We start from the raw sequence: 20,469 nt of genomic DNA, 5'->3' as shown, positions 1-20,469 counted from the left end.
ACAGTGCACAGCCCGTGTACCCAGTCGTAACCCAGTCATGTCTCCCGGACCCCGACCGGGATATGCCGGTCGGGGTCGGGGCCCGCGCGGCGGCTCTAACTCCAGCTCGCGTGAAGGGGCTTGCCCTCCGCGTAACCGGCCGCGCTCTGCACGCCGACGATCGACTTCCGCGCGAACTCCTCGAGCGAGTTGGCCCCGGCGTAGGTGCACGCGGACCGGACCCCGGCGATGATCGAGTCGATCAGGTCCTCGACGCCGGGCCGCGCCGGGTCCAGGAACATCCGCGAGGTGGAGATGCCCTCCTCGAACAGCGCCTTGCGGGCCCGGTCGTAGGCCGATTCCTCGCTGGTGCGGTTCCGCACGGCGCGCGCGGAGGCCATGCCGAAGGACTCCTTGTAGAGCCGTCCGTCGGCGGCCTGCTGAAGGTCGCCGGGCGACTCGTACGTACCGGCGAACCAGGAACCGATCATGACGTTCGACGCGCCGGCGGCCAGCGCCATCGCCACATCGCGCGGGTGCCGGACACCGCCGTCCGCCCACACGTGCTTGCCGTACTTCTTCGCCTCGGCGGCGCACTCCAGCACGGCGGAGAACTGCGGCCGGCCCACCCCGGTCATCATGCGCGTGGTGCACATGGCGCCGGGGCCCACACCGACCTTGACGATGTCGGCGCCGGCCTCGATGAGATCGCGTACGCCCTCGGCGGCCACGATGTTGCCCGCGACGATCGGCACCTTCGGGTCGAGCGCCCGCACGGCCCTGATCGCCGTGAGCATCGACTCCTGGTGGCCGTGGGCGGTGTCGACCACGAGCGTGTCGACCCCGGCGGCGAGGAGCTGCGCGGCCTTGCCCGCGACGTCGCCGTTGATGCCCACGGCGGCGGCGATCCGGAGCCGGCCGTCCGCGTCGGTGGCCGGGGTGTAGAGCGTGGCGCGCAGGGCGGCCTTACGGGTCAGGATGCCGACCAGTTGGCCGTCGGCGCCGACGGCCGGGGCGAGCTTGCGGTTGGCCTCGTCCAGCGTGTCGAACGCCTCGCTCGGGTCGATGTCCGCGTCGATGAGCAGCAGGTCCTTCGACATGACCTCGGACAGTTGGGTGAACCGGTCGACCCCGGTCAGATCGTGGTCGGTGACGATCCCGACCGGACGCAGGTCGACATCGACCACGACCCCGGCCCCGTGCGCCCGCTTGGGCAGCAGGGACAGGGCGTCACCGACCGTCTGCGTCGGCGCCAGGACGATGGGGGTGTCGAGCACGAGATGCCGCGTCTTGACCCAGGAGACGACCTCGGCGACGACCTCGATCGGGATGTCCTGCGGGATGACGACGAGGCCGCCGCGCCGGGCGACGGTCTCGGCCATCCGGCGGCCCGCGATCGCCGTCATGTTGGCGACGACGAGGGGGATCGTGGTCCCGGTGCCGTCCGGCGCGGCGAGGTCCACGCCTTGGCGGGAGCCGACGGCCGAGCGGCTGGGCACCATGAACACATCGTCGTACGTCAGGTCGTACGGCGGCTTCAGATCATTGAGGAAGCGCATGCCAACTCTCTCACCAGCAGGTATACGTACAGGGCGGGTGGGAAGTCAGCACCGAACCAGCACGGGATCGGGCTGCGGCTCCTAGGCCATCATCACCGATGCCACCACGCCCAGGCGAACCGGCACCCGCTTCTGTGTGCGATCCGCCAAACCTTCGGCACCGGCGCCCGTATCTTCGACCAAGCGCCAGGAGCTGCCGTCGACGGTTGCGACGAGGCGGCCTCCCGCCGTCCCGAGGGGCGTTGGCCTGGAGAGGCGGGTTCCTTGACGATCGGTGAACCGCCGCCCGAGGCGGCTGCTGCCGAACGCAGCAAAAAAAGGTCCCGCCCACCGGGCGGGACCTTGGCTCTTGACCTGCGTGTGCGCGTTCCGCTCAGCCGAACTCCGGCCGGTTACTCGCCGTCCGGATCCTTGCGCTCCAGGGCCGGGCGGGGGCCGGGCTCGAAGTCGTGCAGCAGGAAGTCGGCGGCGGCGGTGTCGGTGACCAGGCTGGTGACGAGTCCGGATCGCAGTACGGCTCCGATCGCCGCGCCCTTGCGCTGGCCGCCCGCGATCGCGACGACCTCGGGGATACGGCGCAGCCGGTCGGCCTCGACCGTGATGCACCGCTCGCCCAGGTCACGTCCGACCCGTCGACCCTCCGCGTCGAACAGGTGCGCGGACATCTCGGCCTCGACCCCGAGGGAGGCGTAGTGCGAGCGCTCCTCGTCGGTGATCATGTCGTGGACCGTGGAGATCCCCGCCTCCCAGGAGCCGATGGAGACGGCGGCGACGGTGACCTTGTCGAAGTAGTCGAAGGCGCGGGCGATACCGGGCTGGCTGCGCAGCGCGGCGGCCGTCGCCGGGTCAGGCAGCAGCATCGGGGCGTAGATCGGGTGCGCCTCGCCGCCGGAGACCTGGGCGGCGCGCCGTACGGCCTCGACCGAACCGCGCTCGGCGGTGCCCGCGTCGTACACACCGGTCAACTGCACGACGGTGCAGGGCGGCAGCCGGTCGAGCGCGGCGGCCATATGGATGGTGGAGCGGCCCCAGGCCAGGCCCAGGACGTCGCCCTCCACGACCAGCTCACCGAGGAGGTCGGCGGCGACCTCGCCAAGATTCTCGGGGTCGGGCGACTCGTCGGCGGCCTCGGCGGGCGATTCCACGACGACGGCGTGCCGCAGGCCGTAGCGGGCGCGCAGGGCGTCGGAACGCTCGGCGTCCAGCTCGGCCGGGACGCGGATCTCGATCCTCACGAGGTCACGTTCGAGCGCGGTCTCCAGGACCCGGGCCACCTTGAAGCGGCTGACGCCGAACTCCTCGGCGATCTGGATCTTGGACTTGCCCTCCAGATAGAAGCGGCGGGCCATGGCCGCGGCCTGCACCAATTCCGCGGGTCCCATGCGCAGGGCCGGGCGACCCGCCGACATACCAGACACCGCGATCTCCTCACTTCTGTTCACACTCTGGACGCGCTCTCATCCTGTCAGATTCGACAGTCCCTGATCAGCCCGGCCGGGCGCCGTTCATACAGCCGTGGCCCGGTGGCCGCGTGAAGTTGTGCCTCAGTGGGCGCAGGCCCAGCCGGCCGAGGCGGTCGCCTCGTCGGCCTGGTGGCGCAGCATCCGCACGGCTGCTGCCGGGTCGTCGGTCCCGTACACGGCCGAACCCGCGACGAAGACGTCGGCGCCCGCCTCCGCGCACCGTTCGATGGTGGCGGCCGAGACACCGCCGTCGACCTGGAGCCACAGCTCGAGGCCGTGCTTGGAGATCAGCTCACGGGTACGGCGGATCTTGGGCAGCATGATGTCGAGGAACGCCTGACCGCCGAAGCCCGGCTCCACCGTCATGATCAGCAGCATGTCCAGCTCGGGGAGCAGGTCCTCGTACGGCTCGACGGGTGTCGCGGGCTTCAGCGCCATCGAGGCGCGCGCGCCCTTGGCACGGATCTCGCGCGCCAGCCGTACGGGGGCCGCCGCGGCCTCGACGTGGAAGGTGACCGACCCGGCGCCCGCCTCGACGTACTGGGGCGCCCAGCGGTCGGGCTCCTCGATCATCAGATGGCAGTCCAGCGGGGTCTCCGTGGCTCGTGCGAGCGCTTCGACCACCGGCACACCGAGGGTCAGATTGGGCACGAAGTGGTTGTCCATGACGTCGACGTGGAGCCAGTCGGCCCCTTCGGCCGCTTTCGCCTCCTCGGCCAGACGTGCGAAATCGGCGGACAGGATGCTGGGGTTGATCTGAGCCATGTGCCAAGCCTGCCATGCTCCGGGCGACTTCCTCGCCTCGTCTCGCGCGGGGAGTCCACGAAGGCTTCCTCAGCCGCGGGGCCTTGGGGACCTCGGGGACCGTGGAGTGCACTCGTCCGCTTCCCGATCCGCTTCCCGATCCGCTTCCCGATCCGCTTCCCGATCCGCGTCCTGCGCGGCCACGACCTCGTCGCCGTGCTCGAAGGCCCACGCCCCGACGGCGTCGATGGGGGCCAGCAAGGTCCGTCCCAGGGCGGTGAGCCGGTACTCGACCCGTGGCGGTGCTCCCGGATACGCGTGCCGTTCCACCAGTCCGTTGGAGCGCAGCCGCCGCAGCGTCTCGGTGAGGACCTTGGAGCTGATGCCCCCGATCCGCTCGCGCAGTTCGACGGGGCGCCGGGGACCGTCGCGCAGCGCCCAGATCACCACGGCGTTCCACGTGTTCGAGAGCAGGTCGAAGGCGAGACGGGCGCGGCAGTCGGCGAGGAAGGCGTCGGTGGTCACGTACCAAATGGTGCCCGACGGGCCGCCTAGCGTCGTTGTGGACGGTCGATACGGGCACCGTCGCGGCAACGCACGGAAGGGGACGCATGATGAGAATCGGTGTGCTGGGGACGGGCGACATGGCGGACGCACTCGCCACCCACTGGGTAGGGGCCGGCCACGAAGTGGCCATCGGCGGACGGGACTTGGCCAAGGCGGAGCGGCTGGCGTCCCGTATCGGGGGCGGCGCGGAGCCCGTGGGTCTGCGGACGGCGGCCGAGTTCGGTCAGGTGGTGCTGGCCGCGCTGCCTTTCGGCGTGGGCGCGGATGTGGCGCGGGGGCTGCGGGCGCCTCTGGACGGCAAGGTGCTGCTCGACTGCTCCAACCCGGTCGGGCCGGGCTTCCGGCTGCTGACGGAAGGCGGCCCCTCGGCGGCGCGGCGACTGGCCACGGCGGCACCGGGGGCCCACGTGGTCAAGGCGTTCAATATCTGCCACGAGGATGTGTGGCGCATGCGGCCACCCGTCTTCGACGGGCGGCCACTGGCCGTTCCGGTCTGCGGGGACGACGAGGCGGCCCTCGTACGCGTACACGAGTTGGTACGCGACGTGGGCTGCGAGCCCGTGGCCGGCGGCGGGCTGGACCGGGCCGGGATCCTGGAGGCCACCGCGGCGCTGTTCATCGGGCTGTGGGTCGGCGAACGGGCGGACGCCCAGGCGATCGCGCCGCCGCTGGCCTACGCGGCCGGACCGGCCGCCGGGCCGTCCTCCTCAGTCACCGCGTAACCCGGTACGGACGGCCAGCGAACCGTCAGCACCACCGACTCTTCCTCCGCGAACCAGGAATGGTCGACTCCGCGACCCCAGACGACGTAATCGCCCTGCTGTGCCAGAAGCACGCTGCGGCCGGGGAGTTCGACATGGAAGCGACCGCTGATGAGTACGAGGAGGGCTGTCCGTTCCTCGCCACGCACCCACCGCGTCCGCTCGTCACCGCGCGGATGAACGCCCCATTTGATCTCGACGGCCTCGCTGTGACGAGGATCCCCGGCGTCCTTGAAGTGTCCGAGGAGCCATCCACGGTCCAGTGCCGCGTCGTCGCCCGCGTTTCCCACGTACACGCTGTCGTTCATCCGGCCGGACGCTAGCACCCGTCGGCGCCCCCGGACGGAGCCACCGAGGGGGCGGTCACCCCGCCCGGCCCGTGGCATCCCCGGGCGGAATGTTGAAGTTCACGCGGAACATGTTGCCGGGGTCGTGGCGGGCCTTGACGGCGCGCAGCCGGTCGAAGTCGGCCGGTGCGTAGGCGGCGCGTACGCGGGCGAGGCCGGCGTCCTCGACGCCGGCGAAGTTGAGATTGATCCCCCCGGTGCCCCACGGGCGCAGATGCGCCAGCAGCTCGTCACGGCGCCGCAGGTTCCCGGGGTCCGGGACGGTGACCGTGAAGAGTGAGAAGGCGGCGTCGCGACCGCCCACACAGTTGCCGGCCTTCGGCGGGCGGGCGTACGCACCGCCGAGATGGGTCAGTTCGGTGACGAACGGTGCTCCCGCGTCCGGTCCGGCCAGGGCGACGAGCGCGTCGACGGTGTCGCCGGTCAGCTCGCTCAGCAGCAGGTTGCGGTCGTACTCCCGGTAGGGCTCGGACGTGCGCTCGTGGTAGATCCTGCCGACCTCGGCGTACGGCATGTCCCGCACGGTGTCCAGGACGACCCCGCCGAGTTCGCGCAGCGGCCGTACCAGGCGCTCGCCGTCCGCCGCCGGGCCGCTGTAGGCGATGCGGAGGTGGACGATGAACCGCCCGCGCGGTGCGTCCGGCACGCCGGACGGGTCGGGGTTGTGGGTCAGCAGCACCGAGGAGGCCATCTCCTCGGGCAGGTGCCGGGTCCACTCGGCGTAGGCGTGCAGTACGTCGGCGGTGGCCGCGCCCTCGAAGTAGAGGCCCCCGCCGTACAGCCTGGAGACCGGGAACAGATCGACCTCCATGCCCACGACCAGCCCGAAATTGTCCTTGCCGCCGCGTACCGCCCAGAACAGGTCGGGTTCCTCCTCGGCGGTGACGTCACGCAACCGGCCGTCGGCGGTGACCAGGCGCAGCCGCCGTACATGGTCCGCGGCGAATCCGAAGCGACGGCCCAGCAGCCCCACTCCGCCTCCCACCAGATAGCCGACCGCCCCCACGGCGGGGCTCGAGCCGCTGAGCGGGGCCAGCCCGTGCGGGGCGGTGCGCTCGAGCACGTGGCGCCACCGTGCCCCGGCCTCGATCCACGCCGTCGCACCGGGGACGTCGACCGCCACGCCGTCCATCCGCCCGGTGTTGACGAGCACGGCGTCGTCGGCGGGCAGGCTCGGGCCGTGCCCGGTGGCCATGACTCCCACGGGGCGCTTCCGCTTCGCGGCCAGCCTGACGGCAGCGACGACATCCTGTTCGTCGCGCGCCACGACCACATAGGCCGGCCGTGACTCGGCCGCGCGGTTCAGCCCCCGCCGCGCTTCGTCGTATCCCTGCTCGCCCTGTCGGCGGCTCGGGGGACTGTCCGTACTCATCCGTGCAACGTAGGGGGCGGGCCGGGCCCGGTTATGAAGGAATCAGATCCGCGCGTGTCGTGTGGCGTCGCGCCCGGCGGTGAGTGCGCGAAGGCCGAGGATCATGACGTCCATCGCGAGGTCGAAGTGGGACCGCGGGGGATTCTCCGGGGGATTCCCGGCCGGGACGGGCGACGGCGGCTCAAGCCCTGCCAGGGCGAACCCGTTGGCGAAGTCGACGAACATACCGACGCATGCGTCGATCTTGTCCGCCGGTACCCCGGCCGAGGTCAGCGCCGCGTGCAGCGGCCCATTGATCATCTCCGCCGCCTGGGTGACGGCCACGGGGTCGGTGACGATCTGAAGTACGAGGCGGGGGTGACGGCGGGTCAGGCCCTGGTAGGCGTTCACCCAGGCCCGTACCTGCTCGGCCCAGTCACCGGCCACGGCGCGCGGCGACTCCATCCGTGAGAAGACGAGTTCCACGAGCCCGGAGACGACCGCGGCCTTGTTCGGCAGATGGTGATAGATCGACATGGGATCCACGCCCAGTTGCCCGGCCAGCCGGCGCATGCTCAGCGCCTCGAGACCCTGCTCGTCCACGAGCGCGAGGGCGGTCGTGAGGATCCGGTCAACTGTCAGTCCTGACTGGCCGGCGGCGGGACGGCCGCGCTTCCTGGCCTTGGCTGATCCTGTGTCCGATTCCGTTGCCACGTCGGCACTCTACAGCGCAGAAATAGATTCCTACGGTGTTGATTTCCCGGTGGACGCCGCACAGCGCGCCTGCGCGTGGCGGCGACCGGTTCAGTGCGTCCTGCGCCGCCAACCGTGTTCCGTGTCCCAGGACTCGATCACCAGGTGGTCGGCGGGGGTGCCGAGACAGGTGAGTGCGACTTCCCGGATGTCGATCCGGAAGAAGCCCGCGCCGACATGCGTGTTCCCCGCCGGGGCCGGCGTCTCCACGAGGACTCCGGAGAGTTTGGCGTCTCCATGCCAGGTCCCGTCCTCCGCGGGCTCGACCGTGGGGCTGTGGACGGCGACGCGCGGGTCGCGTCGGGCGTCGCGGAGTTTGACCGATCCGCCCATCATCCCCAGCGTGATCTGGCCGTCGTTCAGCTCCAGCTCAATCGCGCTGATACGGGGCGAGCCGTCCTCGCGCAGGGTCGCGATCGTCTTGTTGACGCCCCTCGCGAAACACGCCCAGACCTTGTCCGCGAACTCCGGCTGCCGGCTCCGGATCTCTTGCCACGTCGCCATGCCGTGAAGCCTCTCGTCGGTGGGATGCCGCTGTCACATCGACAGTCTACAGCGTAGGAATCTTTTCCTACGCTGTAGATCCAGGGGATCGCCCTGCCCCAAGAGCCCCCGTCCCCGTCCGCGCCTCAGGCGGTACGCCGCAGCAGCGCCAGATACATCGCGTCCGTGCCGTGGACATGCGGCCAGAGCTGGACGTCGGGGCCGTCCCCCAGCGCCGCGACGCCGGGCATCAGCGGCCGGGCGTCGACCCATTCGGCCTCGGCGGCGGAACCGCCCCTGCCCTTCAGTACGTCCTCCACGACGGCCCGTGTCTCCGCCAGATGCGGGGAGCACGTCGCGTAACCGACCACTCCCCCCACCCGCACGGCCTTCAGCGCCTCGCGCAGCAGGGCCCGCTGGAGCGGCGCGAAGCCCTCCAGGTCCTCGGGACGGCGCCGCCAGCGGGCCTCCGGGCGACGGCGCAGGGCGCCGAGGCCGGTGCACGGGACATCGACCAGAACACGGTCGAAGACACCGGTCCGCCACGGCGGGCGGGTGCCGTCGGCGGTGATCACCTGGTACGGGCCGGGGTTGCCCGCGAGCGCGCGCTCGACCAGGCGGGCCCGGTGCGGCTGCTTCTCGGAGGCGAGCAGCCACGCGCCGCGCTCGGCGGCCAGCGCCGCCAGGAGCGCCGCCTTGCCGCCGGGCCCCGCGCAGCCGTCGAGCCAGCGCGTGTCGGTGCCCTCCAGCGGCGCGTTGGCGAGCGCCACGGCGACAAGCTGGCTGCCCTCGTCCTGAACTCCGGCCCGCCCGTCGCGTACGGCGTCGATGGCGCCCGGCTCGCCGCCCTCGGTGAGGCGGACGGCGTACGGGGACCAGCGTCCCGGCAGTGCGGACTCCTCGCCCAGGGTGTCGAGGAGTTCGTCGGCCGAGACCCGGCCGGGGCGCGCGACGAGCGTGACCTCGGGGCGTTCGTTGTCCGCTTCGAGCAGGTCCTCGATACCGGCCCGGCCGCCGCCGAGCGCGTCCCAGAGGGCGGAGACGATCCAGCGCGGGTGCGAGTGGACGACGGCGAGGTGGTCCTCGGCGTCCTCGTCGTACGGCGGTGCGACCCGCTCCAGCCAGGCGTCGAGGTCGTCCTTGGAGATCTTCCGCAGGACCGCGTTGACGAATTTCGCGCGCCCGTCGCCGAGCACCACGCGGGCCAGCTCCACGCTCGCCGACACGGCGGCGTGGGTGGGGATGCGGGTGCCGAGCAACTGGTGTGCGCCGAGGGCGAGTACGTCGAGCACGGGCGGGTCGACCTGGCGCAGCGGGCGGTCGATACAGGCGGAGATGATCGCGTCGTACGTGCCCTGGCGGCGGAGCGTGCCGTAGACCAGCTCGGTCGCGAGCGCCGCGTCGCGGGTGTCGAAGTCGCCCGCCTCCCTGGCCTTCTTGAGAAGGGGCGGGAGGACGAGGTTGGCGTACGCGGCGCGCTCGTCGACGGCCCGCAGTGCCTCGAAGGCGAGGATCCGCACGGGATCCTTCTTAGGACGGCGGTAGGACTTGGAGGGACGGCGACGGGCCTGCTCGTTCAAAGGTGCTCCGCAAAGGTTCTACGCGTGAAAGGTCGTGGTGGTGCGTGGGTGCTGCTCATGCAACCTGCAAGGTCGAACACCTTCTTCTGAAGAAGGTCGACCACTTTCAGCGTACGTCCGCCGCCCCGTCGACCGCGCCGAGCCGTTCACCTGGGGCGATCCGTACGCCGCGGGCCCAGTCCGCGGCCCGCATGGGCTTCTTGCCCTGCGGCTGGACCCAGAGCAGTTCGACGGCGTACGAGCCGGTGCCGACGTGCACGGAGTTCTTGCCGACAGCCGGCTCGCCGGGGGCCAGGTCGGTGCGGTCGGCCGTCGGCGTGAGCTGGATCAGCTTGAGGCGTTCGCCGCGGAAGACGGTCCAGGCGCCGGGCGCGGGGGTGCAGCCGCGGACGACACGGTCGACGCGCAGCGCGGGCGCCGCCCAGTCGACCCGCGCGTCCTCGACGGTGAGTTTGGGGGCGAGCGAGACGCCTTCGGTGGGCTGCTGCACGGCCTTGAGCGTGCCGTCCTCGATGCCGTCCATGGTCGCGGCGAGCAGCCCGGCGCCGGCGAAGGCGAGCCGGGTCAGCAGGTCGCCGCTGGTGTCGGTGGGCCGTACGTCCTCGGTGATCACGCCGTACACCGGTCCCGAGTCCAGCCCTTCCTCGATGAGGAAGGTGGCGGCGCCGGTCGTCTCGTCACCGGCGATGACCGCGTGCTGTACGGGGGCGGCGCCGCGCCACGCGGGCAGCAGCGAGAAGTGCAGATTGACCCACCCGTGGGCCGGGATGTCGAGGGCGACGCGGGGCAGCAGGGCCCCGTAGGCGACGACGGGGCAGCAGTCGGGCGCGATCTCGCGCAGCCGGGCCAGGAAGGCTTCGTCGCGCGGTTTCGCGGGCCGCAGGATCTCGATGCCCGCCTCTTCGGCGCGTTGCGCGACGGGGCTGGCTACGAGCCTGCGGCCACGGCCGGAGGGCGCGTCGGGACGGGTGACGACGGCGGCGACCTCATGCCGGTCGGAGGCGATCAGTGCGTCCAGGGCTGGTACGGCGACCTCGGGGGTGCCTGCGAAGACGAGCTTCACTGCGGGACTTCCTCGCTCTCTCGTGCGGCTTCCGGTCCGTCGGGCCGGGCGGGCGGACACCGGCTCGGCCGCCGACGGACAGCGCATCAGTCTAGGCCGTGTCCGCGAAGTAGCGCCGTCCGCCCGCAGGGCGGGGCCCGCGCCCGCCGCGGAGCGGCTGATGTCTCGTTGGTGCGGTGCATCGCAAGGCGGAGGATCGGGCTCGTACCGGCCGTACTTGGCCGACTGAAGACAACGCAGGGGGCACCTCCCGTGCCCCCCTCGGGGGCTACGGGGGAGAGGTGCCGTCCAGACGTCGCGGGCCAGGCGGGACTTCGCGGACACGGCCTGGCCGTGTCCTCCCTGTGAAGACACGGCCCGGAAGCCGGGAAGGCAGGGGGCGTACGGGAGCCCGCGCGCACCGCGCATATGCGTATACGCCCCCGCAGCGTGACCACAACGGCGGGTGGCGCGTTGTCAAGGGAGATTGACCCCAAACGGGCCGCCCGGTGCGGCCCGATCCGTTTCAACGCCGGTTCGAGAGGCTTGTTCATGGCCGACCACGCAACCCACGACGCACAAGCCCGGGCAAATCTGCACCTGTTGGTGCGGGACATCGAGCGCGTCCGCCGGCAGGTGGACGCACTGCGCACCCTCACAGCCCAGTTGGGCAACGTCTACCGCCCGCGCCGTTCAGGCCCCTCGACGGGCTTCGTCGTCTACGGCCGGGCGCCAGCCCCGACCGTCCGTCTCGCGCAGGAACTGCGGGACAGTGTCGAGAGCCTGGTGACGGCGGCCGTGGACTTCGATCGCTCGCTGGGCTTCTCGTGGGACGCGGTCGGCTCGGCGCTCGGTGTCACCAAGCAGGCGGTGCACCGTCGTTACGGTACGAGGCGCGCGGCCCAGCAAGCCGCCCTCGCCGAGGGCGACCGCCCGCAGGACGCCGCCCAGCCCCGTCCGACGGGCCCGGTGCAGGGCGTCCCGGCCGTGCCCGCGGCCCGGTCGATGCCACCGCAGCCGACGGTGGCCGTACAGCCGCTCCGCGAGGAGGCGCGCCCGGGTGCGTTCCCGGGTCCACGCAACGGCTGACGCGGCCGTTCCCTGACGGCCGGACGGGCCGACCGCGTGTGCGGCCGGTCCGGCGATCGGGGACAGAGCGCGCGCCGCCGCCCGGCGATGGGGAACGGGCGCCCGTACGGCTGCCGAAGCCCGGACGCGCGCCCCGTCAGCCGATGTCGGGCGGATCGATCCGGATACGCACCGGCTCGCCGCCACCCCGTGCCAGCCGGCCCGCCTGGGCGGACTTCAGGGCCGCCGCCAGCGCGGCGCCGCTGCCGGGCGGCACGCGCAGCAGCGCGCGCTCCCACACCACGCCCGGCGGCGCGTCGCCGGTCCTGCGGGGCCGGGCCGGGACCGTAACCGGCAGGGGGACCGGGCCCAGGACCTCGGCGTCCGGCGGCAGTTCGGCGCCGGCCAGGAACGCGGCCACCGCCTCGGGCTCGCCGGTCACCGCCGCCATCCGGGACACCGGCGGGAAGCCCAGCTCGGCCCGCTCCGCCAGCTCGCGCTGGGCGTGGCCCACGGGATCCCACCGCACGAGCGCCTGTACGGGCCGTAGCGTCGGCTCGGCGACGATCACGACCGTGCCGCCGTCGGCCTGGCCCCGGACCAGCGACGCGGCGTGCAGCCAGCGCCGTAGCGCCTCCTCCCCCGCCCTCAGGTCGGGCCGGCCGAGCATCGCCCAGCCGTCGAGGAGCAGTGCCGCCGCGTAGCCGCCTTCGGCGACGGGCTCGGCGCCGGGTGTGCTCACCACCAGCGCGGGGCGGCCGGGCACGGTGTCGAGGATGTGGTCGCGGCCCGACGTACGCACCGGGACCGCCGGGAAGGCCCTGCCCAGCTCCTCCGCCGTACGCCGCGCGCCCACGACGCTGGCGCGCAGCCGCGTACCGCCGCACTCGGCGCAGCGCCAGGCGGGCTCGCCGCGCCCGCACCAGCCGCAGTGCAACTCCCGCTGCTCGGGCGCCTCCAGGGGCCCCGCGCAGTGGCGGCAGCGGGCGGGCGCGCGGCAGCGTTCGCAGCCGAGCCGGGGCACATAGCCGCGCCGGGGCACCTGCACGAGGACCGGTCCTGTCTTGAGCCCTTCGCGGACGGTCTGCCAGGCGAGGCTCGGCAGCCGGGCCGCGCGCGCGGCCTCGTCGCGGGCCAGCTCGCCGTCGCCGACCGTCCGGACCAAAGGCGCGGCCGTACGGATCCGCTCCCGGTCGGCCGTCATGGGCAACGCCCAGCCTGTCTCGACCAGTTGGGCCGCCTCGACGGTGCAGCCCGTACCGCCCAGCAGGAAGGCGCACCTGTCGTGCGCGGCGCGCGACAACAGGACCTCGCGGGCGTGCGGCAGCGGCGCGCGCGGTTCGCTGTGGCTGGAGTCGCCGTCGTCCCAGATGGCGACGAGCCCGAGGTCCTGTACGGGGGCGAACATGGCCGCGCGGGTCCCCACGACGGCCCGCACCGCGCCGCGCCGGACGGCGAGCCACTGGCCGTACCGCTTCTGGGGACCCGTCTCGGCGGTGAGCAGCGCGTGGTGTCCCTCGCCGAGCAGGGCCGTGAGCGCGGTGTGGACGCGGGCCGCCGCCCGGCCGTCCGGGACGACGACGAGCGCCCCGCGCCCCGACGCGAGCGTCGCGGCGACGGCCCGTGCCAGCTCGTCCGCCCAGTGCGGTCCGGGCAGCGCGGTCCAGACGGCTCGCGGGGCGCCGCCGTCGGCGAGCGCGTCCAGGAAGGCGGGGCCCCGCGCGTACCGCTCCCAGGTGCCCGCCTCCGGGCGGCCCGGCGCGGGCAGCGGTTCGGGCGACGGCTTGGCCTCCGCGCGCCCGTTCCTCGGCGGCACCGCCAGTTGCAGTACGTCGGCGAGGCTGCCCGCGTAACGGTCGGCGACGGCCCGCGCGAGCCCCAGCAGCTCGGCGCTGAGCACCGGCTCCGGCGACACGACACCGGCCAGCGCGGCGAGCGGCCCCGCGTAGTCCGACTCGGCCCGCCGCTCGACGACGAACCCGTCGATCAGCCGCCCGCCCTCCCGCCGCCCACCCCGCACCTGATGCGCCCCGGCCCCGAACCTCACCCGCACCCGCACACCCGGCTGCGCGGCCTCGTCCAGCTCCTCGGGCACGGCGTAGTCGAAGAACTGGTCGAGATGCAGCACCCCCTTGTTCACCACGACCCGCGCCACAGGCAACTCCTGCGCCAACGCCGCCCCCCGCCACGTCCGCGGCTTGGCCCGCGGCACCTTGGCGCCCCGCACGGTCTCCCGAATGAACGCAAGCTGCTCCGGCCCACCACCCCCGGCGGACTCCTCGGCCTGCTCGTCGTCGCTGCTCACAGCCAAATTCTTACAGACACCACTGACACCGGCGGCCCACCGGCGGCCCGTCGCCGGGCATGCTCCGCGTACGGCGACGGGCCCCGGACACCAGTGGTGTCCGGGGCCCGCACCGTCGATGTGCGTCGGGTGCTTTACAGACCCGCCGCCTCGCGCAGTGCGTCCACGCGGTCCGTGCGCTCCCACGTGAAGTCCGGCTCCTCGCGGCCGAAGTGGCCGTACGCCGCCGTCCGGGCGTAGATCGGGCGGAGCAGGTCCAGGTCGCGGATGATCGCGGCCGGGCGGAGGTCGAAGACCGTGGCGATGGCCTGTTCGATCTTCTCGACGTCGACCGAGGCCGTGCCGAAGGTCTCGATGAACAGGCCCACCGGCTCGGCCTTGCCGATCGCGTAGGCGACCTGGACCTCGCAGCGCGACGCGAGGCCGGCGGCCACCACGTTCTTCGCGACCCAGCGCATCGCGTAGGCCGCCGAGCGGTCCACCTTGGAGGGGTCCTTGCCCGAGAAGGCGCCGCCGCCGTGGCGGGCCATGCCGCCGTAGGTATCGATGATGATCTTGCGGCCGGTGAGGCCGGCGTCGCCCATGGGGCCGCCGATCTCGAAGCGGCCCGTGGGGTTGACCAGCAGGCGGTAGCCCTCGGTCTCGAGCTTGATGCCGTCCTCGAGAAGCTGGCTGATCACGTGCTCGACCACGAACTCGCGGATGTCGGGCGCCAGCAGCGAGTCCAGGTCGATGTCCGACGCGTGCTGCGAGGAGACGACGACCGTGTCGAGGCGGACGGCCTTGTCGCCGTCGTACTCGATGGTGACCTGGGTCTTGCCGTCGGGGCGCAGGTACGGGATGGTCCCGTTCTTGCGGACCTCGGAGAGCCGGCGCGAGAGCCGGTGGGCGAGGTGGATCGGGAGCGGCATCAGCTCGGGCGTCTCGTCGCAGGCGTAGCCGAACATCAGGCCCTGGTCGCCGGCGCCCTGCTTGTCGAGCTCGTCGTCCTCTCCGCCGACCCGCTTCTCGTAGGCGGTGTCGACGCCCTGGGCGATGTCGGGGGACTGCGCGCCGATGGACACCGAGACGCCGCAGGAGGCGCCGTCGAAGCCCTTCTTGGAGGAGTCGTAGCCGATTTCCAGGATCTTGTCCCGGACGAGCTTCGCGATGGGCGCGTACGCCTTGGTGGTCACCTCACCGGCCACATGCACCAGGCCGGTCGTGATCAGGGTCTCGACGGCCACCCGCGAGGTGGGGTCCTCCCGCAGGAGCGCGTCGAGAATGGTGTCGCTGATCTGGTCAGCGATCTTGTCAGGGTGACCTTCGGTCACAGACTCCGAAGTGAACAGACGGCGCGACACATCGCTCCCTGGGGTTGCAGCGGCTGCTGGCTAGATCCTTGGCGGAACGTCCTGGGGAGCTGCGCCCCGCGACGTTCCTCGGCCAGTTTATCCGGCCGACGGCTCAGAAGGTCCAGACGTCTCGGACTGTGGGAGTGGAGTCGGGGGTGTCACTCCGTCCTGCGATACGACGATCGCCCCCTATCCCGACCTGGAACGGCTGTTTTGGGCCGATTTTCTCCACCCGGAGGAGCGAACGAAGAATTAACTTCCCGTTCGTCTACTCGGGACCGAATGCCGGTACGACGAGGTCCCAGACGGTGTCGGCGAGCGCTTCCTTGGGACCGTAGGGCACCGGGGTCTCGCCGCCGTCGGCGGCGAGGATCACCGCTTCGTTCTCCTCGGCGCCGAAGGTCTTGCGCTCCCCCACCTCGTTGACGACCAGCAGGTCGCAGCCCTTGCGGCGCAGCTTCGCGCGGCCGTTGGCGAGCACGTTGTCGGTCTCGGCGGCGAATCCGACGATCACCTGCCCGGCACGGGCACGCTCCGCGCCGATCTCCGCGAGGATGTCCGGGTTACGGACCAGCACGATCGGCGCCGGCTCCTCGCCGTCCTTCTTCTTGATCTTGCCTTCGGCGTAGGAGGCGGGGCGGAAATCGGCCACGGCAGCGGCCATGACCACCGCGTCGGCGTCGGCCGCCGCCTTCAGCACGGCCTCGCGCAGTTGTACGGCGGTGCCGACGCGCAGCACGTCGACGCCGGCCGGGTCCGGCAGCCCGGTGTTGGCCTCGATGAGGGTGACGCGGGCGCCGCGGGCCGCCGCCGTACGGGCCAGGGCGTACCCCTGCTTCCCGGAGGAGCGGTTGCCGAGGAAGCGCACGGGGTCGAGCGGTTCGCGGGTCCCGCCGGCGGAGACGACGACATGGCGCCCCGCCAGATCGGGCGTCCGCACGCCGCGCGCCAGCACCCGCCGGCAGACCTCGTAGATCGCCTCGGGGTCGGGCAGCCGTCCCTTGCCGGTGTCGACGCCGGTGAGGCGGCCGACGGCGGGCTCGATGACGACGGCTCCGCGCTCGCGCAGGGTCGCGACGTTCGCCCGGGTCGCGGGGTGCTCCCACATCTCGGTGTGCATGGCCGGTGCGAAGACCACCGGGCAGCGCGCGGTGAGGAGCGTGTTGGTCAGCAGGTCGTCGGCCAGGCCCTGGGCGGCCTTGGCCAGCAGGTCGGCGGTGGCGGGGGCGACGACGACGAGGTCGGCGGACTGTCCGGTGCGCACGTGCGGCACCTCGTGGACGTCCGACCAGACCTCGGTGGAGACGGGATGGCGGGAGAGCGCGGACCAGGTCGCGGCGCCGACGAAGTGCAGGGCGGACGCGGTCGGTACGACCCGTACGTCATGGCCCGACTCGGTGAGGCGGCGCAGCAGCTCGCACGCCTTGTACGCGGCGATCCCGCCGCTCACCCCCAGGACGACCTTCGGCCTGCCGTCCGTCTGCCCCGACCGCTCCGTCTGGTCCACCGTGTCTCCCCGCGTTCGGCTGGATTCGTCTTCCCCATGACACACCACGGGCCCGGCGGTCGCGCCGCCGGGCCCGTGGTTGTCGAGACTGTCGTCGTTACTGCGCCGGGCCGTCGATGGCCTCGGACGTCAGCAGACCCGCGTTGATCTCACGCAGGGCGATCGAGAGCGGCTTCTCGTGGACGTGGGTGTCCACCAGCGGACCGACGTACTCGAGCAGGCCCTCGCCGAGCTGCGAGTAGTACGCGTTGATCTGACGCGCGCGCTTGGCCGCGTAGATCACCAGGCTGTACTTCGAGTCCGTGGCCTCGAGCAGCTCGTCGATCGGCGGGTTGATGATGCCCTCGGGCGTGGAAATGGAAGAGGACACTCTCTTGCCTTCCGAAGATAATTCAGGGAAATACAGGAAATATCGAGCGCTACCGACGGCTGCGCGAAAGCAGACAGAGGTCAGGCAACTGCCATCAAGGCTAGCAGCTCGCGCGCCACGTCCTCGACGGAGGTGTTCACCAGGCTGGTGTCGAACTCCGACTCGGCGGCCAGCTCCACCTTCGCGGCCTCCAGCCGGCGCTCGATCACCTCGGGCGACTCGGTGCCCCGGCCGGTCAGCCGGCGGACCAGCTCGTCCCAGCTCGGCGGCGCCAGGAAGACCAGTTGTGAGTCCGGCATCGAGTCCTTGACCTGCCGCGCGCCCTGGAGATCGATCTCCAGGAGCACGGGCTCGCCCGCCTCCAGGCGGTCGAGTACCGCGCGGCGCGGTGTGCCGTAGCGGTTGCCCGCGAACTCCGCCCACTCCAGCAGCTCGCCGTTGGCGACCAGCTTGTCGAACTCCTCGTCGGTGACGAAGAAGTACTGGACGCCGTGGCGTTCGCCGGGACGCGGCCTTCTGGTGGTGGCCGACACCGAGAGCCATACCTCGGGGTGGACTTTGCGCATATGCGCGACGACCGTGCTCTTGCCGACCCCCGAAGGGCCGGAGAGCACGGTCAGCCGCGGACGTACCTCTGGTGCCATGCGGCGATTATCCAGGTTCCCGGGAGTGCCCGGGAACGTCAGGCGGCACCGCCGCCGAACTCGCGTTCAAGCGACGCGATCTGGTTGGAGCCGAGACCCCGCACACGGCGGCTCTCGGAGATGCCGAGCCGCTCCATGATCTGCTTGGCGCGGACCTTGCCCACGCCGGGCAGAGATTCAAGGAGGGCGGAGACCTTCATCTTCCCGATGACGTCGTTCTCCTGGCCCGTCTTGATGACGTCGTGGAGGGAAGCGCCGGAGTGCTTGAGTCGATTCTTGACCTCGGCCCGCTCCCGGCGAGCCGCGGCGGCCTTTTCGAGCGCGGCTGCGCGCTGTTCAGGGGTAAGGGGCGGAAGAGCCACGCCTACGTCACCTCGGATGTCGAACTGTCGGATACGGACCGGTGCGGAACTGGTTCGCCCCGCACCAGGGCGAGCAACGAGCGATGCTTCCGCGCGTTGGCTCTCGACGGAGACTAGCGTTGAAGAACGCTGTCGTCAGCGAGAACAGCCGAAAAGTCCTGGTCAGCATCGCTCGACCAGGACATTCCTGGCATATCGACCCGCTTTTCTGTCAGGATCGGCGTTCGATCCGCTTCGGCGCGCTCCGCCGAACCGCGTCAGCGCCCTCCGGGAGCGCCCTCGACCGCCGTTCGTACCTCGTCGCCGAACCGCTCCGCCGCCGCACGCAGGGCGTAAACATCCGGACCGTGACGCAGTACACCCCGGCTCACACTCGGCACCACGTTGCCGACGGCCGCGCCGAAGACACCCGGAAGGTCCGCGGGGGTCGCGCCCTGCGCCCCGATGCCGGGGGCGAGCAGCGGACCGTTGATCGCGAGATCGACCCCGGCGTCGCCGAGGGTCGCCCCGACGACGGCGCCGACCGAACCGAGCGGCGTCGCCCCGGCGTTCTCCCGAGCCGCGTGGTCGAGCATCATCTGCGCCACCGGGACACCACCTTCGGTGGTGGCCCGCTGCACCTCGGCGCCCTCCGGGTTGGAGGTGAGGGCGAGCACGAAGAGACCGCAGCCGCCGGCGCGTGCCAGGTCCAGGGCGGGGCGCAGCGAGCCGAAGCCGAGGTACGGCGAGACGGTGAGGGCGTCGGAGTGGAGCGGGCTGTCCTTGTCGAGGTACGTCGCGGCGTACGCGGCCATGGTGGAGCCGATGTCGCCGCGCTTGGCGTCCATCAGGACGAGCGCGCCGGCGGCCCGCGCCTCGGCGACCGCCTTCTCCAGGACGGCGATACCGCGCGAGCCGAACCGCTCGAAGAACGCCGACTGCGGTTTCAGTACGGCGACACGGTCGGCCAGCGCCTCGACGACGGTACGGGTGAAGGCCGTCAGGCCCGCGACGTCGTCGCTCAGGCCCCAGTCGCGCAGCAGCGAGGCGTGGGGGTCGATGCCCACACAGAGCGGGCCCCTGGTGTCCATCGCGCGGCGCAGGCGCGCCCCGAAGGGCTCTGGCCCACGCTCGGGTTCGGAGGCGGCGGCGGCGTTCACGCGTGCACCTTCCTGGTGTCGGCGCCGACGGCCTCGGCGAGGGTGGCGTACTCGCTGGTGGCCAGCCGGGCGGCGAGCCCCTTGTGGATGCCGCGGCTCCAGAACGGGCCCTGGTAGATGAACGCGCTGTAGCCCTGGACGAGCGTCGCGCCCGCCAGGATCCGCTGCCAGGCGTCCTCGGCGTTCTCGACGCCTCCCACGCCCACCAGCGTGATCCGGTCGCCCACACGCCCGTACAGCCGCCTCAGGACCTCCAGCGAGCGCGCCTTCAGGGGCGCTCCGGACAGCCCGCCGGCCTCGGCGAGCAGGGAGGGGGCCGTCTTCAGGCCGAGGCCGTGCCGCGCGACGGTGGTGTTGGTGGCGATGATGCCGTCCAGGCCCAGCTCCACGGCCAGGTCGGCGACGGCGTCGATGTCGTCGTCGGCGAGGTCGGGGGCGATCTTGACCAGAAGCGGGACGCGCCGGTCCGGCACGACCCGGTCGGCGGCCTCCCGTACGGCGGTCAGCAGCGGGCGCAGTTGGTCGACGGCCTGGAGGTCGCGCAGACCGGGGGTGTTGGGGGACGAGACGTTGACGACGACGTAGTCGGCGTGGGCGGCCAGACGCTCGGTCGACGTCACGTAGTCGCCGATCGCCGCGTCGTCCGGTACGGCCTTGGTCCTGCCGATGTTGACGCCGACCGTCGTACGGAAGATCGCGCGCCGGGTGGCCAACCGCAGGGCGACGGTGGCCGATCCGTCGTTGTTGAAGCCCATGCGGTTGATCAGCGCCCGGTCGGCGGGCAGCCGGAACAGCCGTTGCGGGGCGTTGCCCGGCTGCGGCTGCCCGGTGACCGTGCCGATCTCGACATGGTCGAAGCCGAGCATGCTCAGGCCGTCGACGGCGACGGCGTTCTTGTCGAATCCGGCGGCGAGACCGAACGGGCCGTGCATCCGCAGCCCGAAGGCCTCGGTGCGCAGCTCCTCGTAACGAGGCGCGAGGGCGGCGGCGACGAAGGTGCGCAGCACGGGGACGCGCACGATGAGCCGGATCCAGCGGAAGGCCAGGTGGTGGGCCTGCTCCGGATCCATCCGTCGGAAGAGGAGCCGGAAGAAGAGTCGGTACATGGGAG

The 20,469-nt window shown here is 72.0% G+C and carries 20 protein-coding genes; 2 read left to right on the top strand and 18 right to left on the bottom strand.

The window, feature by feature from the left end; all coding sequences use genetic code 11:
• Nucleotides 1-95: 95 nt before the first annotated feature.
• The 4 genes from OG329_RS35760 to OG329_RS35745 all read right to left on the bottom strand — a co-directional run bounded on the left by OG329_RS35760 (nucleotide 96) and on the right by OG329_RS35745 (nucleotide 4,270).
• Entirely contained in the window at nucleotides 96-1,538 is a 1,443-nt protein-coding gene (locus OG329_RS35760) for a GuaB1 family IMP dehydrogenase-related protein (protein WP_405800776.1), read from the bottom strand.
• A gap of 392 nt (nucleotides 1,539-1,930) precedes the next feature.
• Nucleotides 1,931-2,980 carry a sugar-binding transcriptional regulator gene (locus OG329_RS35755; RefSeq protein WP_405800775.1) on the bottom strand — a complete coding sequence of 350 codons (1,050 nt, stop codon included), beginning with the start codon at nucleotides 2,978-2,980 and terminating at the stop codon, nucleotides 1,931-1,933.
• 102 nt (nucleotides 2,981-3,082) lie between these two features.
• Nucleotides 3,083-3,766: a ribulose-phosphate 3-epimerase gene (rpe, locus tag OG329_RS35750; RefSeq protein WP_405800773.1), complete on the bottom strand. Its 684-nt coding sequence runs from the start codon at nucleotides 3,764-3,766 to the stop codon at nucleotides 3,083-3,085.
• 69 nt (nucleotides 3,767-3,835) lie between these two features.
• On the bottom strand, nucleotides 3,836-4,270 hold the full coding sequence (locus OG329_RS35745) for a winged helix-turn-helix transcriptional regulator (protein WP_405800772.1): 435 nt from the start codon (nucleotides 4,268-4,270) through the stop codon (nucleotides 3,836-3,838).
• Between the two features lie 89 nt (nucleotides 4,271-4,359).
• Here OG329_RS35745 and OG329_RS35740 point away from each other — a divergent pair, with 89 nt between their 5' ends.
• Nucleotides 4,360-5,034, top strand: a complete 675-nt coding sequence (locus OG329_RS35740; RefSeq protein WP_405802195.1) for an NADPH-dependent F420 reductase — start codon at nucleotides 4,360-4,362, stop codon at nucleotides 5,032-5,034.
• Here the strand turns inward: OG329_RS35740 and OG329_RS35735 are convergent.
• The 6 genes from OG329_RS35735 to fmt all read right to left on the bottom strand — a co-directional run bounded on the left by OG329_RS35735 (nucleotide 4,986) and on the right by fmt (nucleotide 10,650).
• Nucleotides 4,986-5,381: a signal peptidase I gene (locus tag OG329_RS35735; RefSeq protein ID WP_405800770.1), complete on the bottom strand. Its 396-nt coding sequence runs from the start codon at nucleotides 5,379-5,381 to the stop codon at nucleotides 4,986-4,988. The two genes, OG329_RS35740 and OG329_RS35735, sit on opposite strands and share 49 nt — an antisense overlap.
• A 55-nt stretch (nucleotides 5,382-5,436) precedes the next feature.
• Nucleotides 5,437-6,792, bottom strand: coding sequence for an FAD-binding oxidoreductase (locus OG329_RS35730; RefSeq protein ID WP_405800768.1), 1,356 nt, complete (start codon nucleotides 6,790-6,792; stop codon nucleotides 5,437-5,439).
• A 42-nt stretch (nucleotides 6,793-6,834) separates the two neighbouring features.
• Nucleotides 6,835-7,485, bottom strand: a complete 651-nt coding sequence (locus tag OG329_RS35725; protein WP_405800767.1) for a TetR/AcrR family transcriptional regulator — start codon at nucleotides 7,483-7,485, stop codon at nucleotides 6,835-6,837.
• Between the two features lie 90 nt (nucleotides 7,486-7,575).
• Nucleotides 7,576-8,028 carry a pyridoxamine 5'-phosphate oxidase family protein gene (locus OG329_RS35720; RefSeq protein ID WP_405800766.1) on the bottom strand — a complete coding sequence of 151 codons (453 nt, stop codon included), beginning with the start codon at nucleotides 8,026-8,028 and terminating at the stop codon, nucleotides 7,576-7,578.
• A 125-nt stretch (nucleotides 8,029-8,153) separates the two neighbouring features.
• Nucleotides 8,154-9,587, bottom strand: coding sequence for an RsmB/NOP family class I SAM-dependent RNA methyltransferase (locus OG329_RS35715; RefSeq protein WP_405800765.1), 1,434 nt, complete (start codon nucleotides 9,585-9,587; stop codon nucleotides 8,154-8,156).
• A gap of 106 nt (nucleotides 9,588-9,693) precedes the next feature.
• Nucleotides 9,694-10,650: a methionyl-tRNA formyltransferase gene (fmt, locus tag OG329_RS35710; RefSeq protein ID WP_405800764.1), complete on the bottom strand. Its 957-nt coding sequence runs from the start codon at nucleotides 10,648-10,650 to the stop codon at nucleotides 9,694-9,696.
• 531 nt (nucleotides 10,651-11,181) lie between these two features.
• On the opposite strand from fmt, the gene OG329_RS35705 reads away from it, so the two are divergent.
• Nucleotides 11,182-11,718, top strand: a complete 537-nt coding sequence (locus OG329_RS35705; protein WP_405800763.1) for a hypothetical protein — start codon at nucleotides 11,182-11,184, stop codon at nucleotides 11,716-11,718.
• Between the two features lie 136 nt (nucleotides 11,719-11,854).
• Here OG329_RS35705 and OG329_RS35700 read toward each other — a convergent pair whose 3' ends face one another.
• From OG329_RS35700 to OG329_RS35665, 8 genes are all read right to left on the bottom strand, one after another.
• Nucleotides 11,855-14,002, bottom strand: coding sequence for a primosomal protein N' (locus OG329_RS35700; protein WP_405800761.1), 2,148 nt, complete (start codon nucleotides 14,000-14,002; stop codon nucleotides 11,855-11,857).
• Between the two features lie 134 nt (nucleotides 14,003-14,136).
• Nucleotides 14,137-15,345 (bottom strand): methionine adenosyltransferase, encoded by a 1,209-nt coding sequence (gene metK, locus OG329_RS35695; RefSeq protein WP_405800760.1) that lies wholly within the window; start codon nucleotides 15,343-15,345, stop codon nucleotides 14,137-14,139.
• A gap of 259 nt (nucleotides 15,346-15,604) precedes the next feature.
• Entirely contained in the window at nucleotides 15,605-16,843 is a 1,239-nt protein-coding gene (gene coaBC / locus OG329_RS35690; protein WP_405800758.1) for a bifunctional phosphopantothenoylcysteine decarboxylase/phosphopantothenate--cysteine ligase CoaBC, read from the bottom strand.
• A gap of 97 nt (nucleotides 16,844-16,940) precedes the next feature.
• Nucleotides 16,941-17,213, bottom strand: coding sequence for a DNA-directed RNA polymerase subunit omega (gene rpoZ / locus OG329_RS35685; RefSeq protein WP_023542989.1), 273 nt, complete (start codon nucleotides 17,211-17,213; stop codon nucleotides 16,941-16,943).
• Between the two features lie 80 nt (nucleotides 17,214-17,293).
• Nucleotides 17,294-17,857: a guanylate kinase gene (gene gmk / locus OG329_RS35680; RefSeq protein WP_405800757.1), complete on the bottom strand. Its 564-nt coding sequence runs from the start codon at nucleotides 17,855-17,857 to the stop codon at nucleotides 17,294-17,296.
• A 38-nt stretch (nucleotides 17,858-17,895) separates the two neighbouring features.
• A complete protein-coding gene (locus tag OG329_RS35675) occupies nucleotides 17,896-18,219 on the bottom strand; it encodes an integration host factor (protein ID WP_354607031.1) in 324 nt (107 codons plus the stop codon).
• Nucleotides 18,220-18,476: 257 nt separating this feature from the next.
• Nucleotides 18,477-19,358 (bottom strand): orotidine-5'-phosphate decarboxylase, encoded by an 882-nt coding sequence (gene pyrF, locus OG329_RS35670; RefSeq protein ID WP_405800755.1) that lies wholly within the window; start codon nucleotides 19,356-19,358, stop codon nucleotides 18,477-18,479.
• Entirely contained in the window at nucleotides 19,355-20,464 is a 1,110-nt protein-coding gene (locus tag OG329_RS35665; protein WP_405800754.1) for a quinone-dependent dihydroorotate dehydrogenase, read from the bottom strand. The genes pyrF and OG329_RS35665 overlap by 4 nt, the downstream gene beginning before the upstream one ends.
• Nucleotides 20,465-20,469 lie beyond the last annotated feature (5 nt).

This window comes from Streptomyces sp. NBC_01506, assembly GCF_045040295.1.
In the GTDB taxonomy this organism is placed as follows: domain Bacteria; phylum Actinomycetota; class Actinomycetes; order Streptomycetales; family Streptomycetaceae; genus Streptomyces.
The sequence above is the reverse complement of the archived record's forward strand: the minus strand, read 5'-3'. Positions and strand labels throughout refer to the sequence as shown.